General features: G+C 29.7%; 18 protein-coding genes and 1 pseudogene. 6 read left to right on the top strand and 13 right to left on the bottom strand.

Annotated elements, in window-relative coordinates; translation table 11 throughout:
- Positions 1–74: 74 nt before the first annotated feature.
- From ppk1 to ANHYDRO_RS08955, 12 genes and pseudogenes are all read right to left on the bottom strand, one after another.
- Positions 75–2,099 carry a polyphosphate kinase 1 gene (gene ppk1 / locus ANHYDRO_RS09000; protein WP_004815917.1) on the bottom strand — a complete coding sequence of 675 codons (2,025 nt, stop codon included), beginning with the start codon at positions 2,097–2,099 and terminating at the stop codon, positions 75–77.
- Positions 2,092–2,247, bottom strand: a complete 156-nt coding sequence (locus ANHYDRO_RS11385; RefSeq protein WP_004815916.1) for a hypothetical protein — start codon at positions 2,245–2,247, stop codon at positions 2,092–2,094. Before ANHYDRO_RS11385 ends, ppk1 begins: the two co-directional genes overlap by 8 nt.
- Positions 2,248–2,250: 3 nt before the next feature.
- Positions 2,251–3,156, bottom strand: a complete 906-nt coding sequence (locus tag ANHYDRO_RS08995; protein WP_004815915.1) for a Ppx/GppA phosphatase family protein — start codon at positions 3,154–3,156, stop codon at positions 2,251–2,253.
- Between the two features lie 51 nt (positions 3,157–3,207).
- On the bottom strand, positions 3,208–3,957 hold the full coding sequence (murI, locus tag ANHYDRO_RS08990; protein ID WP_004815914.1) for a glutamate racemase: 750 nt from the start codon (positions 3,955–3,957) through the stop codon (positions 3,208–3,210).
- Complete coding sequence (ispE, locus tag ANHYDRO_RS08985) at positions 3,950–4,792, bottom strand: 4-(cytidine 5'-diphospho)-2-C-methyl-D-erythritol kinase (RefSeq protein WP_004815913.1); 843 nt, start codon at positions 4,790–4,792, stop codon at positions 3,950–3,952. The genes murI and ispE overlap by 8 nt, the downstream gene beginning before the upstream one ends.
- Positions 4,793–4,857: 65 nt before the next feature.
- A complete protein-coding gene (locus ANHYDRO_RS10980) occupies positions 4,858–5,418 on the bottom strand; it encodes an MFS transporter (protein WP_244261678.1) in 561 nt (186 codons plus the stop codon).
- 62 nt (positions 5,419–5,480) lie between these two features.
- The gene (locus tag ANHYDRO_RS10975) at positions 5,481–6,041 is read right to left on the bottom strand and encodes an MFS transporter (RefSeq protein ID WP_004815911.1); all 561 of its coding nucleotides are present in this window, start codon (positions 6,039–6,041) and stop codon (positions 5,481–5,483) included.
- 102 nt (positions 6,042–6,143) lie between these two features.
- Positions 6,144–6,986, bottom strand: coding sequence for a 3-hydroxybutyryl-CoA dehydrogenase (locus tag ANHYDRO_RS08975; protein WP_004815910.1), 843 nt, complete (start codon positions 6,984–6,986; stop codon positions 6,144–6,146).
- 111 nt (positions 6,987–7,097) lie between these two features.
- Positions 7,098–8,435 (bottom strand): acetyl-CoA hydrolase/transferase C-terminal domain-containing protein, encoded by a 1,338-nt coding sequence (locus tag ANHYDRO_RS08970; protein ID WP_004815909.1) that lies wholly within the window; start codon positions 8,433–8,435, stop codon positions 7,098–7,100.
- A 136-nt stretch (positions 8,436–8,571) separates the two neighbouring features.
- On the bottom strand, positions 8,572–9,576 hold the full coding sequence (locus tag ANHYDRO_RS08965) for an electron transfer flavoprotein subunit alpha/FixB family protein (protein WP_004815908.1): 1,005 nt from the start codon (positions 9,574–9,576) through the stop codon (positions 8,572–8,574).
- 9 nt (positions 9,577–9,585) lie between these two features.
- Positions 9,586–10,399, bottom strand: a pseudogene (locus ANHYDRO_RS08960) (electron transfer flavoprotein subunit beta/FixA family protein).
- A 24-nt stretch (positions 10,400–10,423) separates the two neighbouring features.
- Positions 10,424–11,560, bottom strand: coding sequence for an acyl-CoA dehydrogenase (locus ANHYDRO_RS08955; RefSeq protein ID WP_039914553.1), 1,137 nt, complete (start codon positions 11,558–11,560; stop codon positions 10,424–10,426).
- A 525-nt stretch (positions 11,561–12,085) separates the two neighbouring features.
- Here ANHYDRO_RS08955 and ANHYDRO_RS08950 point away from each other — a divergent pair.
- Genes ANHYDRO_RS08950 through ANHYDRO_RS08940 form a run of 3 tightly spaced genes read left to right on the top strand, consistent with a single transcriptional unit; the run spans position 12,086 to position 14,550 of the window.
- Positions 12,086–13,513 (top strand): FAD-binding oxidoreductase, encoded by a 1,428-nt coding sequence (locus ANHYDRO_RS08950; RefSeq protein WP_004815905.1) that lies wholly within the window; start codon positions 12,086–12,088, stop codon positions 13,511–13,513.
- 1 nt (position 13,514) lies between these two features.
- Positions 13,515–13,868 carry a CidA/LrgA family protein gene (locus ANHYDRO_RS08945; RefSeq protein ID WP_039914550.1) on the top strand — a complete coding sequence of 118 codons (354 nt, stop codon included), beginning with the start codon at positions 13,515–13,517 and terminating at the stop codon, positions 13,866–13,868.
- The gene (locus ANHYDRO_RS08940) at positions 13,858–14,550 is read left to right on the top strand and encodes an LrgB family protein (protein WP_004815903.1); all 693 of its coding nucleotides are present in this window, start codon (positions 13,858–13,860) and stop codon (positions 14,548–14,550) included. Before ANHYDRO_RS08945 ends, ANHYDRO_RS08940 begins: the two co-directional genes overlap by 11 nt.
- Before the next feature lie 513 nt (positions 14,551–15,063).
- Here the strand turns inward: ANHYDRO_RS08940 and ANHYDRO_RS10970 are convergent.
- Positions 15,064–15,351, bottom strand: coding sequence for a DUF4357 domain-containing protein (locus ANHYDRO_RS10970; protein ID WP_004815902.1), 288 nt, complete (start codon positions 15,349–15,351; stop codon positions 15,064–15,066).
- Positions 15,352–15,852: 501 nt separating this feature from the next.
- On the opposite strand from ANHYDRO_RS10970, the gene ANHYDRO_RS08930 reads away from it, so the two are divergent.
- From ANHYDRO_RS08930 to ANHYDRO_RS08920, 3 genes are all read left to right on the top strand, one after another.
- Positions 15,853–16,539: a response regulator transcription factor gene (locus ANHYDRO_RS08930; RefSeq protein WP_004815901.1), complete on the top strand. Its 687-nt coding sequence runs from the start codon at positions 15,853–15,855 to the stop codon at positions 16,537–16,539.
- Entirely contained in the window at positions 16,536–17,519 is a 984-nt protein-coding gene (locus ANHYDRO_RS08925) for a sensor histidine kinase (RefSeq protein ID WP_004815900.1), read from the top strand. Before ANHYDRO_RS08930 ends, ANHYDRO_RS08925 begins: the two co-directional genes overlap by 4 nt.
- A gap of 94 nt (positions 17,520–17,613) precedes the next feature.
- Complete coding sequence (locus ANHYDRO_RS08920) at positions 17,614–18,357, top strand: ABC transporter ATP-binding protein (protein ID WP_039914543.1); 744 nt, start codon at positions 17,614–17,616, stop codon at positions 18,355–18,357.
- Position 18,358 lies beyond the last annotated feature (1 nt).

Raw genomic sequence — 18,358 nt, 5'->3', positions numbered from 1 at the left:
ATATGTATAGTATATATGAACTTTTTCAAATAAATAATAAAAAAATCGCTAAAATTATCTTAGCGATTTTAAATCTATTTGAAAAAGTTTTTTATCTTTTCAAATAAGGTCTTATTTTCTTTTTCATAAATATTTTCTTTATTATTTTTGATGTTGTTTGGTATGATTTGACTTTTATTTTCTTTATTTTTTTCCTTAGCCTTATCAATCGCCATTTGAATAAATTTATCTTGGGCAATGAGGTTCTTCTTATTTTCAACCTTTTCGTATTCACCCTTAGAATTCATTATCCTTGTTTTAACATCGTCGGCAAACATAATATCTAAAAATTCTAAAATTTGTTTTTTAATAGATTCTTGATATATTGGACATGCTACTTCCATCCTATTTCTAATATTTCTTGTCATAAAATCTGCTGATGATATAAATAATTTGCAGTCATTTTCTTTTCCAAATTGGTAAACCCTATGGTGTTCTAAAAATCTTCCAACAATTTGGTGTACCTTAATATTTTCAGTCCTATTTTTAATACCTGGCAATATACAGGTTATCCCCCTTACTAATAAATCAATTTTTACCCCTTCATTTGAGGCTTGGGATAATTTATCAATAAGGTCTCTGTCAGAAATTGAATTCATTTTAAGCCTAATATAACCATTTTTATTTTCTTTTTGCCTTTTAATTTGCTCATCAATTAATTTATCTAATTTTCTTTGCATAGGTTTTGGTGAAACTAAAAGATGTTTATAAGATCCATCCAAATTTCCTATCATTATATTATCAAAAACTTCCTTTACATCTGTACCAATTTCTACATTACTTGTCATAAAGGAAAAGTCTGTATAAAGTTTTGCAGTTTTTTCGTTATAATTTCCTGTTGCAATTTGACTTGTATAGGCAATTTTGTCATCTTTTATTCTTGTTATTAGGCAAACTTTGGAATGGCACTTATAATTATCAAATCCATATACAATTTTACATCCAGCATTTTCAAGTCTTGATGACCAAACTATATTATTATTTTCATCAAATCTTGCCCTTAATTCCATCAAAACAAAAACTTCTTTCCCATTTTCTGCTGCTTTTATTAAGGCTTTTGCAATTTCTGAATCTTTTGCAATCCTATAAAGGGTAATTTTTATACTAATTACTGACTCATCTTCGCTTGCCTCATTTAATAGCCTAATTACAGGATCCATACTTTCATATGGATAAGATAATAATAAATCTCTCTTTTCTATTTGCTCTAGCATAGAAATATTATCATTGATTAAGGGTGATTTTTGAGGAGAAAAATTTTTGTAAGAATATTTTTCTATCAAAGTTTCTGGCATATCAGCTAGCATATCATAAATAAAGCCAGCCCTCATTGGTGATTTTGTTATAAATACATTTTCTCTTTTTAGTGGTAATTTTTCTAATAATAAATCAAAAACTTCATCTTCAATTTCTTCATCAAGTTCAAGCCTTACAGGTTGGAGTCTTTTTCTTCTTTTCAAAACATCTTTCATATAGGACCTATAGTCAAGATCTACATCATAATCATCGTCATCATATGAAATATCTGCATTCCTTGTAACTGACATTATATGTTTTGATATGCACTTGTAATTATCAAATACATTTTCTCCAAATTCTCTTATAATATCTTCTAATAAAACTATAGTAGTTTGAGAAACTTTTAAATATCTATCGATTTTATCTGGAACATAGATTATTCCAAAATAATTCTTATCTTTTTTGTTTTCTCTTTGCCTTATAAGGTTAAAAATCACATTAATAGAAAGATTTGGAAGTCTCGGAAATGGCCTTACCCTATCAACAACTTGGAAATTTAAAATTGGTTCAATCTTATTATCGAAAAAAAACTTAACTGTTTCATAATCTTTCCTATCAAGATTTGAAACTTTTTCTATATTTATTCCCTCGCTTTTAAAATCATTTATAATTCTAGTATAAACGGAATCTTTTTTTTGGTATAATCTTTTACATTCTTTCATTATAGCTAAAAGTTGGTCTTCAGGTGTCATATTTGATTTATTATCTACAGCTTTTTTCTTTAGCCTTGACAAATCTTCAAGAGATCCAACTCTAACCATAAAAAAATTCTTCTAAATTTGTATCAAATATAGAAAAAAATTTTAGTCTTTCAAATAATTCTACATCTTTTTCATCAGCCTCGTCCAAAACTCTTTCATTAAATTTCAACCAAGACAATTCCCTATTTTGTGTAAAAGATATATCCATTTTTTATTCCTTTCCTAATACTTTATTGTAAACATAGCCCTCCCTTACTCCAGTTTGACTAATATTAATTTTATCTACCTTAAAATATTTGGCAATTTTATTTAAAATAATCATTCCAGGAATAAGAGTATGAACCCTATCAGCTTTTACAGAAAGAATCAAATCTAAAAGTTTTTTATCTTCATGGTCTATCAAGTCTTTTAACATATTTTTTAATTTTTTTCTATCCATAGAAAAATTTTCTTTATCTAACTTATAATATTCATTGTAAAGTTTTAAACTTGCCCTTGCAGACCCACCAACCCCACACAAGGTGTCATGGTCTTCTTGATAAAAACTTCTCTCTCTTAGTTCTTTTTCTATGGCTTTTTCTATAATTTTTTTATCATCCTTATTTGGAAATAAAAATTCAACATTATCATTAAAGGCTGATAATGATCCTATATCAAGAGAAGTTGATTTTATAACCTTACCCTGATCAATTATCACAATTTCACTAGAACCACCACCAATATCTGTTAAAACTCCCTTTTTAATTTCAAGTGATGAATTAGCTCCAATAAAGGCAAATTTTGACTCTTCCTCACCAGATAAAATTTCTATATCAAAGCCTATTTCATCTTTAACTCTTTGTAAAATTTCACTCCTATTTGAAGAATCTCTTATAGTTGCAGTAGCAAATGGATAAACAAAATCTATATCATCAAAATTATTAATCAAATGTTTAAAATTTCTTAATGTATCTAAAAGTCTTTCAACACCTTTGTCATTAAGTTTGCCATTTTTGATATAAGATCTTAAACTTGCCCCTTCTTTTTCATTGAAAAGATTATAAATTTTTCCCTCTTTTTCCTTATAGACTGAAAGTCTTATAGTATTTGATCCAATATCTATAACTGCATATATCATATAATTTTCTCCTTTTAGTTATATAAAGTTTTTGTTAAATTTATGTAAGATTTATTTATAAAGACTCTTTATTTTTATATTCTTACCCATTATTTTATTTGTCATATCTTGTGAAATTTTATTTACATCAGTCATATAAATTTCTATATTTAGATTATAATCTTCATCAAATACAATATCTCTTGCCAAAACCTTTGCCGGGTCAATAATATTTGCCTTATAGGTCAAGTTTTTCTCTATGGTTTTTTTAATAATAGGATAGTGGGTGCAGCCTAAAATTATATTTTCAATTTTTTTCTCATTAGCTAAAGTCAAATAATCTTTTAATTGGCTATCAATTTTTTCCCCGCTTAAAATCCCTTCTTCTATATAATCTACAAGCTTAGGACAAGATTTTTCATATACTTTTTTAGAGGACCTTCCTTCGATTATTTTTTTATAAGCATGATTTTTGCAGGTAGCCTTTGTAGCCATTACAAAGACATCTCCATTTCTGTTTAAGGCCTCTTTAATCCCTTCATCTGTTATAGAAATAAATTTTTTATCAAATTCTTTCCTAAGCTCTTTTATAGCCACAACAGAAATAGTATTACAAGCAATAACAAAAAAATCTATATCTTTTTTAATTAAAAATCTTACAATATCTTTAGAAAGTTTGATAATTTCTTCGTTTGACCTGTTTCCATAGGGAACATTTTTATTATCCCCCAGGTAAAAATAATTAGCCTTATGTTTTTTAGAAAGTTCCCTTAAAACAGTAAGACCACCTAAACCAGAATCAAAAACTCCAATATTAGTCATCTATTAAACTCACCTTCTCAACAAATTTATAATCATCCTTAATAGACTTATAAGCCTTATTAATTTGATCCTCATCAAAAAATACAGCAAAAATACTTGCCCCACTTCCACTAAGTAAGGCCTTACTTGCTCCAAAATTTTCAAGTCTATTTTTAATGTCTAATAGGTGAGGGAAATTTTCATATACAACATCTTCCATCACATTTTTGAAATCTTTTACTATACTCTTATCAGAATCCTCAAGTCCTCTAATTATTTTTTCAGTTTCAACCGTCCCATAATCTTTTAATCTTTTATAAACAAAATTTGAAGAAATAGCTGTCCCATCATTTATTAGTAGAATTTTCATATCCAAATTTATCTTAAATTCACTTAAAATTTCACCAATTCCTTGGGCTCTGGCAGATTTTTTTAAAAAGAAAAAGGGAACATCAGCTCCTAATTTTTTTCCTATTTCAAAAATTTCCTCATCTTTCAAATCCAAATCCCACAAGTCATTTAAGGCCAAAATCATTTCAGCGCAATTAGTTGAACCCCCTGCAAGACCTGCAGCAATGGGGATATTTTTTTCAAGATAAACATCTACCCCCGGAGATTTAACCCTGTCTTTTAATAAGGACCATGCCTTATAAATTAAATTACTTTCAATATTTTCATCAGATAAAACTTTACTATTTGTTTTTATTTTTATCTCATTAGTATTATTTTTTTTAATTTTTAATTTATCAAATAAAGAAATCCTAGTCATGATAGTATCAATTTCATGATAACCATCCTCTCTCTTATAAAGAGAATCTAAGCTAAGATTAATTTTTCCATAACATTTTCTTTCCATAATTACCTCATTATAATTATACCACAAGCCATTTTCATCAAATAAAAAAACTAGCTTAGATAAAGCTAGTTATTTTTATATTCAGAAGTCTCTGGTAAGAAAAATGATCCTATAAAAAATGAGAAAGATAAAATTACTGCAAAGTACAAACCTGTTTGGTAGGAAAATTTATCAATTAAAACTCCTACAAAATAAAAGGCAATTGTTTCAAGTAAATATACAACAGCCCAATAAATTGACATTATTTGAGTAAGTCTTGCAGGATTCATACCTGGAAGCTCTTGTGGTATAGTTACAAAACTTGTTAGGGGAACATACATCAAAACTCCCATAGAAAAAGCAAGTACAGATGCAAGAAAACCACTTTTTGCTCTTAACATGAAAACTGCAGTAACTGAAAAAATAAGGGTGCAAATTTTTATAACAGGAACCCTCTTTTTTAATTTTTTACTCAAAATTACGGCTATAACTGTTCCAACAACTCCACCTACTGCAAAAAGAGTAGAAATAGTTTTGGGATCAATTGGTGAAAGATTTGAAATAGGAAAAATATTTAGCATTACCATATACAAAGTAAGGTGGCCAAAATAAGATAGGGGCATAACCCAGGCAATTTTTTCTTTCAAACCATGCTTTAAGGTGTATTTTTCTTTTGTTTTATCTGTAATCTCAAAATCTTTTCCAAAAATTAACCATAAAAAAACAAGATAAGGCTAATTCCTGCAAAAAACAAAAGCGAATGTTTCCAATTATTAAAATGCTTTAATACAGGAGAAACTAATAATAGGGCAAGAATTGACCCAACATTATAGCAAACTGTGTTTAAAGAATTAATCAAAGGTCTATCCTCTGGTGAGAAATATTCAATAACTACAGGGGAAAAGTACACAATAAACAAGGCTCCACCAAATCCCATAATAAATCTTCCTATTACAAAAATCATAAAATTTGGAGCAAAAATTGCAATTACAGATCCTAAAACAATAAAAATTGAACCTAATCCAATAGATTTTTTTGGATATAATTTATTTAATACATAAGCTGCTGCAAAATTTCCAATAATTTTAGCCAAAGTTACAGCATTAGAAATTAGTGTGGCTTGCGAAAATTCCCTTATTCCAAAATGTGCCATTATCTCTGGAGTAAGGGTTGATCCTGCTATCCAATTTACAGCAAAAAATGCATAAGTAAAAAACATAATCGTTTCAATTAAATATGATAATTTGCTGGTTCTTTTTTCTTTATTCATATAAATTCCTTTCAATATATAATATCAATTTTATTATACCCAAAATAAAAATTTTAGTAAAAAAATAAGCCCTCAACTTGTGAGAACTTATTTTTTAAAATTTTATTTAGAATAATCGTAGAATCCTTTACCAGTTTTTCTACCCAAATCTCCAGCTCTTACCATTTGTCTTAATAATGGATTTGGACGGTATTTGCTATCACCAAATTCGTTAAACAATACTTCCATAATTGCAAGACATGTATCAAGTCCAATAAGATCTGCCAAAGCAAGAGGTCCCATTGGGTGGTTTGCTCCAAGTTGCATTCCCTTATCAATATCTTCTACACTTGCAAGTCCATCATAAAGTACTCCAATTCCTTCATTAATCATTGGAATTAAAAGTCTATTTACAACAAATCCTGGTCCTTCTTTAACTTCTATAGGTTGTTTGCCAAATTCTTCTGCAAGTTCAAATATTTTTTTGTTTGTTTCATCACTTGTGTGAAGTCCTCTGATAACTTCTACAAGTTTCATAACTGGTACTGGATTGAAAAAGTGCATTCCAATAACATTTTCTGGTCTATTTGTGCTTGCAGCTATATCTGTGATTGAAAGTGAAGATGTATTTGAAGCAAGAATTGCTCCTTCTTTAACAACTTCATCTAATTCTTTAAAAATTTCTTTTTTAAGTTTTGGATTTTCTGTTGCAGCTTCTATAACTACATCACAATCAGCCAAATCTTTTAAATCAGTTGTATAAGAAATATTTTTGATTGCTTTTTCCTTAGCATCTTCTTCCATTCTTCCCTTAGATACTTGCTTAGAATAATCTTTTTCTATTCTAGCCTTAGCTTTATCTAAAAATTCATCTTTAATATCTCTTACTACTACTTCATGGAATTTAGCTGCAACTTCTACAATTCCGCCGCCCATTATTCCTGAACCAATTACACCAATTTTCATATTTACTCCTTTGTTTTTTAAAAAAGTTTCTTTTGATTGTTAAATTAATAACTTACACTTATATTATAACATTGTTTTCCTAGCTTTTCAAGAAATATTGACTTTTTTTAACTATTTATTTGATTTTCTCCAAATCCTCATTTTTTCGGCTTCTTTGATTAATTCATCCCTAAATTCTGGATGGGCTATAGATATCAATTTTTCAGTTCTTTCCCATAAAGATTGTCCTTTTAAATTAACCATACCATACTCTGTTGCTATATAATGTGTATTTGCCCTACATCCTGTAGGTTGTGTTCCTGGAATTAATGTAGGAACAATATTTGAATGTCTCTTTCCTTTCTTATCAACTCTTGATGAGTGTAAAGTTACAAAAGATTTTCCGCCTTTAGAATTATAGGCACCAAGCATAAAGTCTAAAGCTCCACCTGAGCCTGAAATATGTTTTATTCCCGAACTTTCTGCAGAAACTGTACCATTTAAGTCAATTTCAAGGGCTGAGTTTATAGACATAAAATTATCTAAGGCTGAGATTTGTTCAATACCATTACAATAATCTACTGGAGCTGCACAAAGTTCTTCATTATTATCTATAAAATCATATAATTCCTTACTTCCTGCTGCAAAGGCATAAACTTGTCTTCCTCTATCGATATTTTTCTTTTTACCAGTAATAATTCCTGCTTTTGATAATTCAACAAATGAATCTACATACATTTCTGTATGAACTCCTAGATCTTTTAAATCAGACTTAGCTATCTCATTTCCAATCGCTGTAGGAAGTCCACCAATTCCAATTTGTAAACAAGCTCCATCAACAAGTTCTTCTACTACAAATTTTGCAACTTCCTTATCTAAATCACTTGGTTGTGGTTTTCCCAAAGCTATCATTTCAGGATTTGATCCTTCAATAATATAATCAACTTCCTTTATATGAACACAATTTTCATATCCACCAAGTCCTCTTGGTACTTTTTTATTTACTTCAATTATTACTATATCTGAATTTTCTATTGCAGCATAAAGATGTGATGCTGATACACCAAAATTGAAATAACCATGTTCATCCATTGGACTTGCTTGAGTTACAAAAACATTGGGTTTTCTTATAGATGTTCTGTAATATTTTGGAAGCTCTGAATATTTTAATGGGGAATAAAATGCCCTTCCTTCACCAGCAAGTTTTCTAATAACACCTAATGAATGCCATGAATTATAAACAAAGTGTTCATTTTTTTCATCTGCATCAAAAATTTTATATTTTTCAAGCTCAACCCCACCTCTGACAACGATATCATTAAGGGAAGTAATTTCTTTTGCAAAAGCCTCATCAAAGTCATGTGGTGCTAAAACTCCCCAAGAATAATCCACATAATCACCACTTTTAACTAACTTTGCAGCTTCTTTTGCACTAATTAGTTTTTGCTTGTAAATCTTATTGTAATCCATATCTCCTCCTGTTTTACAAATATAATTTATAATAATAGAAAATTTTCTCTATAAAATTTAAGGATGAGACTTACCTCATCCTTAAACCAATTTGAGATCTATATAAAATATACCCAAACTTTATAAAATTTTTCAATTAATTTGCTTTTTTATTTTTTATTGCTTCTGTAAGTTTTGGAACTACTTCAAATAAGTCACCAACTATACCATAATCAGCTCTTGCAAAAATTGGAGCATCTGGATCTTTATTTATTGCTATAACCTTATCTGCAGCATTGATTCCTGCCAAGTGTTGGATAGCTCCTGAAATTCCTATTGCTATATAAACTTTTGGTCCTACAGTTTTTCCTGATTGTCCTACTTGGTGAGAGTGTGAAATCCATCCGGCATCTACAGCAGCACGGCTTGATCCAACAGTTCCATCAAGAGCATCAGCCAAGTCTTTTATAAGTGAGAAGTTTTTAGGATCTCCAAGTCCACGTCCACCAGAAACTATAAATTCAGCACCAACTAAATCTACATCATCTCCTTCATCTCTAGGGATAAAGTCTAAGATTTTTGTTCTAGCTTCGCCTTCAAATTTGATATCTTCATCAATTACATCAATATCATCTTTTGCACCAATAGCTTCTTTTGAGAATACTCCTGGTCTAACAGTTCCCATTTGTGGTCTGTGATCTGGACATAAAATCATAGCCATTAAGTTTCCGCCAAATGCAGGTCTTGTCCATCTAACTTCTTTTGTTTCAGCATCAATATCAAGTTCTGTACAATCAGCTGTAAGTCCTGTGTGAAGTCTAGCTGAAACTCTTGGTCCTAAATCTCTTCCTTGGTTTGTAGCACCGATTAAGATTATATTTGGACTATGTTTTTTAACTAATTGATCTATAGCATCAGCGTAAACTTCTGTATTATAATCTTTGTAAACTTCATTATCTACTGTGATTATTCCATCTACGCCATATTCTTTAACTTCTTCTTTTGCTTTATCAACATTTGATCCGATAATTATAGCATATAATTTTTCATCAATAGCATCAGCCATTCTTCTTCCTGGATTCATTAGTTCTAGTCCAACATTTACAGCTGATCCATCTTCTTTTGTTTCTACAATTACCCAAAGATTTTTATTTTCACTCATCATATCCTCCTAAATAAGTTTCTCATCAGAAAGAGCATTCATTAACTTATCTACAGAAACGCTAGCATCTTCATCGTTGTAGATTTCTCCAGATTTTTTTATGTTCAGGTGTATAAGATTTTTTAACTCTTGTTGGTGAACCTTTAAGTCCTATTGCTTTCTCATCAATATTTTCTTTTAGTTCTTCTAAAGTAATTTGTTCAATTGTAGCTTTTTTAGCCTTCATTTTATTTTTGATTTTTGGATATCTTAATTCTTCATCGCCGTATTTTGTAAATGTTATAAGAGCTGGAAGTTTAGCTTGGATATTTAATGCTCCACCTTCAACTTCTTTAAGAACTTTGATTCCTTCATCATTTAATTCAGCTGTGTAAGCATAAGTTACTTGTGGTACATCTAAGTGCTCAGCGATTTCTGGACCTACTTGAGCTGTATCTCCATCTATAGCTTGAAGACCACAGAAAATCATGTCATAGTCGCCTTCTCTTTTAGCTACTTCTTTTATAGCTTCAGAGATAATATAACTTGTTGCAAGGGTATCAGATCCACCAAATTTTCTATCAGTTACTAAATAAGCCTTGTCAGCTCCAACTGCAAGAGTATCTCTAAGCATAGATTCTGCTTGTGGTGGTCCCATTGAAATAACAGTTATTTTTACATTTTCTGGATCTTTGTCTTTTATTCTTAATGCTTGTTCTAGAGCAAAAGCATCATAAGTATTTAAGATACTTGGAACTCCTTTTCTAATTAGTGTATTAGTTTCAGGATCTATTTTAATTTCATTAGTATCTGGAACTTGCTTTGCACATACAAATATATTCATATATTCCCCCTAAATTTTTTTCTACTATCTTAATAATGCTCCTGATACAACCATTAACATTACTTCTGAAGTACCTTCATAAATTTCTGTAATTTTTGCATCTCTCATCATTCTTTCTACATCATATTCTTTGATATATCCATATCCACCAAGAATTTGAACTGCTCTGTTAGCAACGTATGATGCTGTTCTTGATGCTTTTAATTTTGCCATAGCTGCAGCTACTGAATAATTTTCACCAGCATCTTTTAAGCTTGCTGCTTTATAAACTAAGTGTCTTGCTGCTTCTATTTCTATAGCCATTTCAGCTAATTTAAATTGTGTATTTTGGAATTTTGCTAAAGGACGTCCAAATTGTTCTCTTTCTTTAGAATATTGAACTGCTTTTTCTAAAGCACCTTCTGCAATACCTAGAGCTTGAGCTGCGATTCCTATTCTTCCTCCATCAAGAGTAGCCATAGCAATCTTGAATCCTTTACCTTCTTCTCCAAGTAAATTTTCTTTAGGTATTCTACAATCTTGGAAGATTAATTCCATAGTTGATGAACCATTGATTCCCATTTTATTTTCAAGAGTACCGAAATCAAATCCTTTTGTTCCTTTTTCAACTATAAATGCAGAAATTCCATGATTTCCTTTAGATTTATCTGTCATAGCAAATACTATATATGTTTCAGCGTATCCACCATTTGTAATAAATATTTTTGTACCATTAAGTACATATTCATCGCCATCAAGTTTTGCAACTGTTTGTTGTCCTGAAGCATCAGTTCCTGCATTTGGTTCTGTTAGGGCAAAAGCACCTAATTTTTCTCCACTTGCAAGTGGTGTTAGATATTTTTTCTTTTGTTCATCATTAGCAAATTTATTAATACAATCAGCACATAAAGAAGTATGAGCTGATAAAACTACACCTGTTGATGCGCAATATTTTGAAATTTCTTCTACTGCAAGTACATATGTAAGTGTGTCAGCACCTTGTCCACCAAATTCTTCATCAAATGGAATACCAAAGAAACCTAATTCTTGCATTTTTGCAACTGTTTCTTCTGGGAACATGTGTTCTTCGTCAACTTTTTGAGCTAGAGGTTTTACTTCACCTTCTGCAAAGTCATGGAACATTTGTCTCATTTCTTCATAATCTTCTGATAATTTATACATATTTTCTCCTAAATAATTTTTCATATTTATTATCTTTAAATTTTTAAAAATAATATTTAGAAACACGTTTAACCGCTTATGTTATTATATTAACAATCGAGACCAGACTTGTCAAGTTTTTTAGCTAATTTTTTATCAAGCTTGTAACTTTTAGTCCTATTTTCTTGAAAATATGATTTTAAAAATCTTGATCATTTTAATTTTTAAAAAAGATTCTTATGAAAATATTTTCAAGAAAATATTTACTTCCATATTAATAATATCACATACTTAAGTAGTGTCAAATATTTGCCTATTAAATTTTTTCTACTAGTTCTTGATTTTTGTTGATTTAAGAACTTATTTTTATTTTTAAATAATATCCTATATTAATTTTCTTCTTATTGATTTCTATTATTTATTTTTTATATTATAAATGTTTTTAAGGAAAGCTTTTCCTGTATAAATTTTTGTGCTATACTTAGATAGAAATTTAACATAGTAAGCTAAGTTACTTTGTTAATTTACATAATTTTAGGAGGAAATATGGAATATAACAAAATCAATAATGAAATTATTGAAAAAATTAAATCAGCCGTTAAGGGAAAAGTTTATGTAGGTGAAGAAATTAATGAAGATTTCTTTCATGATGAAATGCCTATTTATGGACAAGGAATTCCGGATGTTTTGATTGATGCAACTTGTAAGGAAGATGTATCAGAAATTATGAAAATTTGTAATGAAAATAAAATTCCAGTAATTGCAAGAGGAGCTGGCAGTGGTTTAACTGGTGCTGGTGTTGCTATTAAAAATGGTGTAATGATTAATATGCAAGCTATGAATAAAATTTTGGAATTTGATGAAGACAACATGGTAGTAAGAGTTGAACCTGGTGTTTTATTAAGTACCTTAGCTCAAGAATGTCTTGATAAAGGATATTTATATCCACCAGATCCAGGCGAAAAAAATGCTACTCTTGGTGGAAATGTTTCATTAAATGCAGGTGGTATGCGTGCAGTTAAGTATGGTACAACTCGTGATTATGTTAGAAAAATGGAAGTTGTTCTCCCTACTGGTGAAATTACTACTTTTGGTTCTATTGTTTCTAAATCTTCTACTGGTTATTCTCTAAAAGATTTGATGGTCGGAAGTGAAGGAACACTTGGAATTATTACTGAACTTACTTTAAAAATTGTTCCTAATCCAAAACATACTGTTTCTTTAATTGTTCCTTTTGAAGACTTGGATGCTTGTATTTCTACAGTTCCAAAGTTATTCCAAAATAATTTAAATCCTCAAGCTATAGAATTTATGGAAAGAGATATTGTTATAGCTAGTGAAAAATACATAGGAAAAGAAACTTTCCCTAAACAAATGGAGGGAATTGATGTTGGAGCATATTTGTTAATTACTTTTGATGGAGATGATGAAGATCTAATCGATAATACCCTTGAACAAGCTGCTGAAGTTTTAGTTGATAATGGAGCTATTGATGTTTTGGTAGCTGATACTCCAAATGCAATCAGAGATGCTTGGGCTGCAAGAAGTTCATTCCTTGAAGCAATTGAAACTCAAAATAAACTTTTAGATGAATGTGATGTTGTTGTTCCTGTTACAAAGATTGCAGAATATATTAATTTTGTTAATGCTGAAAGAGAATCTTATATGTTCGATGTTAAATCATTTGGCCATGCTGGAGATGGAAACTTACATATATATACCTTATCAAATGAAGAAGATAAGATTGATCAATTTAAAGATGAAGTTGATAAGTTTATGGATGTAATCTACAAAAAAGCTTATGATTTAGGTGGAAAAATTTCTGGTGAACATGGAATAGGAAACGGAAAGAAAAAATACCTAAAGAGTTTTGAAGGAGATACAAATATAGAAATAATGAGAGGAATCAAAAAAGCATTTGATCCAAATATGATTTTGAATCCTGACAAAGTAATTGCCTTATTAGGTGAATAAAATGAACTATTTAAAGGAATTTGTCATCCTTTGTATATGCTTATTTTTAGGGGCTATTACTAGAAGTTTAATAAATTATCCCATACCAGAACCTGTTTATGGAATGATTTATCTTTTTATAGCCCTACATTTTAACATACTCAAAAGTGAGGATATAAAGCAAACTTCTGATGGAATACTTAAAAACTTAGCCTTTTTATTCGTACCTGCAGGTGTTGGAGTTCTTGCCCATCTTGATTTAATAAAGGGAAATATTTTTCAAATAATAATTATAGTTATTTTGGGAACTATTATTACCATGGCCCTTACTGGTCTTCTTGTACAATTTTTACAAAGGAGGAAAAATGCTAGATAATCAATATTTTGGTATAATCTTATCATTTGCAGCCTACGAAATTGGTAAATGGATAAATCAAAAATTAAAAACACCCTTAGCAAATCCTCTTCTTATAGCTATACTTTTAATTATAGGATTTTTATCTATAACAGGAATTGACTATGAGTATTACAAAAAAGGAGGTGACTTCATAGCCTTTTTTATTGCTCCTGCCACAGTTGCTATGGTTTTAGATCTTTATGCTAATATTGAGACTTTGAAAAAAAATATAATCCCAATTTTTGTTGGTGTGGGTTCTGGAACAATTTTCTCATTTATTATTGCTATGTTTTTATCAAAAATATTTCAAATAGATAGGAATTTGATTTCAAGTTTATTGCCTCAATCTGTTACAACAGCAATAGCTATTTCTCTTTCTGATGAATACCAAGGAATTATAGGACTTACTGCAATAGCAGTTGTAATAAGAGGAGTAAGTGGGGCTGTTTTTGCACCACTTGTAATGAAAATATTTAAAATAAAAGATCCGGTTGCCCAAGGAGTTGCAATAGGAACTTCTTCTCATGCAGTTGGCACAAGCCAAGCAAGACTTATGGGAGAAGTACAAGGAGCTATGAGTGGTTTATCAATTGCTGTTGCTGGGATTACAGCAGTAATAATAATGCCTCTAGCTATGAAACTTTTTGAATTTATAATTTAATCAAAACTACCAGCTTAGCTGGTAGTTTATACAGCGCCTATAAGGCACGAATACCGGCACGCCCCAATTGGGGCTGTCGAGTATTCCATCACATGCACCACTTTCCCAACTACTGCTTAAGCAGTTTTTTTATTTGTTTTTATTTACTGACTCTCCCGTAAACGGGTCATAGTATTCCTTTATACTTATTTGGTCAGTGTAAAATCCATCCACCTGCATAGCAGGTGGTTTTTTGTTTCGCTCTCTTTAGTTCGCTCAACTCACTTAAGTGCACAAAAAAGCCTATTGATATTTCTTCTTTAAAATATCAATAGGCCTAAATATAATTATTGAATTGATGAGTATTAATATGCTCCTCTATGATGGATCTCAAACTCTTTATATTTGGATACAATTTAATACGTGAATTTTGTTACCATTATTTTAGAGTTATGCACACCTTCTTGTTATAACCATTAAAAGGTATATAAAAAGATAATATTGCAATCCAATATCGTATAGAACCTGTTATTACTACTTCATTTCATTTTCTTCTAAGTCTTTTAAACTTATACCATTTTCTGTTTTCCAATGCGTTTTCCCATTTGCGTTAGTTCCTAAAACAAAGGCAGCTGCATAGGATGAACTATTGAATAAATAGTTCTTGCTTATTCTACCATCAATAATCTCATTTTTATTTATGTATTCCTTTCTCAACTCTTTAATTGATTTTGGAATGGCAACAGAATCTATAATTTCTATCATACTATTTTTTAATACTACAAAACCTTCATCTGTTCTTTTGCATTTTGCCTCTATCAATCTATTTGACTTTCCTCTTTCTATAGAAAGATATAGAATAGTTCTTTATCATCATTATTATTTTCACTTGATTCTTTTAGTGTTCTATCAACTATAGAAACAAATAGTTTATACACTAGTATATCAAGGATTATTTTTGAATACTCTATAAAATCTTACAACTCTGATTCTTTTTATTCTGTTACATTTCCATGGTTTGGATCATTGATATTTTTTACTTTGTATCTATCTAGATCTATAGCCATGTTGGTGAATTTATCCTTAAGATATGAGATTTCTATTTGTTCAAATGAGTTATAAATTTAGTTTTTTTTATATTAAATTTAAGAGGTGTTTTGCACAAGTAGAATAATTAATATATATTAAGTAATAGAAACTGTTATAATGGTTAATAAGTAAATTTATTAGTACTTATTAAAAATTCAAAATTTTGAGAAGGCTAAAAAGATAACTGTTATAAGAATTTTAAAGTAAGAAGGTGAAAATTTGGTATATAGCATATTGATAATAGAAGATGATTTTGCTTTAGCTAAAAGTATTATGAATGTATTAGAAAAATATAATTTCCGTTCTTCAATTTTAGATGATTTTGAAAATATCGAAGACATTGTAGTGGACACAAAGCCTAGTTTAATAATTTTAGATATTAATTTACCCTACTATAATGGATTTTATTGGTGTCGTAAAATCAGGAAAATAACATCGAATCCTATTATGATAATTTCTTCAAGAGATAGTAATATGGATCAAATTATGGCTCTGGAATATGGAGCAGATGATTACATTACCAAACCTTTTGATAGCGAATTTTTAATCGCAAAAATTAATAGTTTGCTTCGACGTGCATTTGGAGAATTATCGGCAAGTACTATAAATGAACAATTAAAAGTTGGCAATATTATCTTGGATAAGGACAGGCAACAGCTGTTAGCTGGCGATAATCAAATTGATTTATCTATTACAGAACTGAAAATACTCAAAAAATTGATTGAAAAATACCCCAACTCTGTATCCAGAGATGAATTGTTTTTTGAAGTTTGGGATGAAAATAATTTTGTAGAGGAAAATACCTTGAATGTAAATATAAGAAGAATCAGAAGAAAAATAGACGATAATCAGTTGCCTATTGGCATACGTACAATTCGTACTTTTGGATATCAATTAGTGGCAGAGGAAGATGGTAGATGAAGTTATTCATAAAAGACCATTTGAGTTTTATTTTATTATATGTAATTAATTTTATATTTATATTACTTATAATTTGGTTAAGTGGAGAATCTCTTAGTTCACAACTGATGATTTATATGTTCTTTTTATCTTTATTCATTCTTTTTATATTTCTTACCGTACGTTATTACAAGAAAGCTACAGTATATAAAACTTTAAGTATACCATCTTCAAATTTAAGAAGTATGAAAAAAAAGCTACAAGGTACTGATTTGTTCACTGATTCTTTTATTAAGCATGAAAATCAAAATTATAATCAATTCTTGAGTGAAATCGAAAATTATAAAAATAAAAATAGTGAATGGAGAACTTATATTGTTCAATGGGTACACCAAATGAAATCTCCAATCAGTTCAATGCGTCTAGCACTGCAGAACAGAAATCATAACGAAGAGAACATGCAACTATTAGTTGAGTTGGATCAAATAGATAAGCAGCTCAACAACATTTTGAACTTAGCAAGATTAGAGGCAGTAGACAGAGACCTAAAAATTGAGCCAATAAACTTAATTGAAAGTATAAATAGAATAATCAACCAAAATAAGCGATTGTTTATTCAAAACAAAGTATTTCCTAAAGTGCATATAGAAAATACTATCCCAACTGTGCTGAGTGATAAAAAATGGTTAGATTTTATCATTGATCAATTAGTCCATAACGCTATAAAATTTTCTAATCCAACAGATCAAATCATTTTTAACATAAAGCAAATAGATAATAAGTGTTGTTTAGAGATTAGTGATACAGGTGTAGGAATTATAAAGGAAGATATTCCTCGTATATTTGATCTATATTTTACTGGAAAAAATGGACGTACTAATAATAACTCCTCGGGTATAGGACTTTATTTAGTTAAACAAATTCTAGAGCAATTAGGGCATAAGATTAAAGTTGAATCTGAACAGTCAAAAGGAACGAAATTCACTATATATTTTGATTGAGAGGAAAAGGTGACAAAACTGTCATCTTTTTTTATTTTTCTCGATATTATAATTAAAAATAATCTTTTAATATATGAATAAAGGAGTGATAGAAATGAATTTATTAGAACTAAATAACGTGAGTCATGTGTATGGAGATGTAGTTAAGTCAAAGGGTCTTGATAATATTTCCTTAACTACTCAAAAGGGTGAGTTTGTCGCAATTATGGGACCTTCTGGAAGCGGAAAATCAACTTTATTGAATATTATTTCTGGTATTTTACCTGCTACCTCTGGAAGTGTTTTTGTTGCAGGAAGAAACACAGCTAATCTTAATGATGAAGAAGCAGCATTATTTAGACGTAATACATTAGGATTTGTTTTTCAAGACTTTAACCTTGTTGAAACATTAACGGTAAGAGAAAATATTATGCTACCTTTGATGTTTAAGAATGAGGAAGTTAAATCTATGCATGAAAAATCAGAGAAGGTAGCTGAATCCTTAGGTATTTCACATATATTAAATAAACGTACGCAAGAAATTTCAGGAGGACAGGCTCAAAGAACAGCGATTGCACGAGCTATTGTCCATCAACCGGAATTATTACTGGCAGACGAGCCGACGGGAAACTTGGATTCTGTTAATTCTGAAGAAGTTATGAAAATTTTTGAAAACCTTAACCGTAACTATGGAATGTCTACTTTTTTGGTAACACATGATGTTGAAACAGCAACATATAGTCAAAGAGTCATATTTATAAAGGACGGAAAAATTTATAATGAAATCCGTAAAGGGAAGGATCTTATAGAATATAGAGAAAATATTCTCAATGTTCTTAGTGTAATTAGAGGTGTGTAAA

Source organism: Anaerococcus hydrogenalis DSM 7454 (assembly GCF_000173355.1).
GTDB lineage: Bacteria > Bacillota > Clostridia > Tissierellales > Peptoniphilaceae > Anaerococcus > Anaerococcus hydrogenalis.
This window is presented reverse-complemented; position numbering and strand designations above follow the sequence as displayed.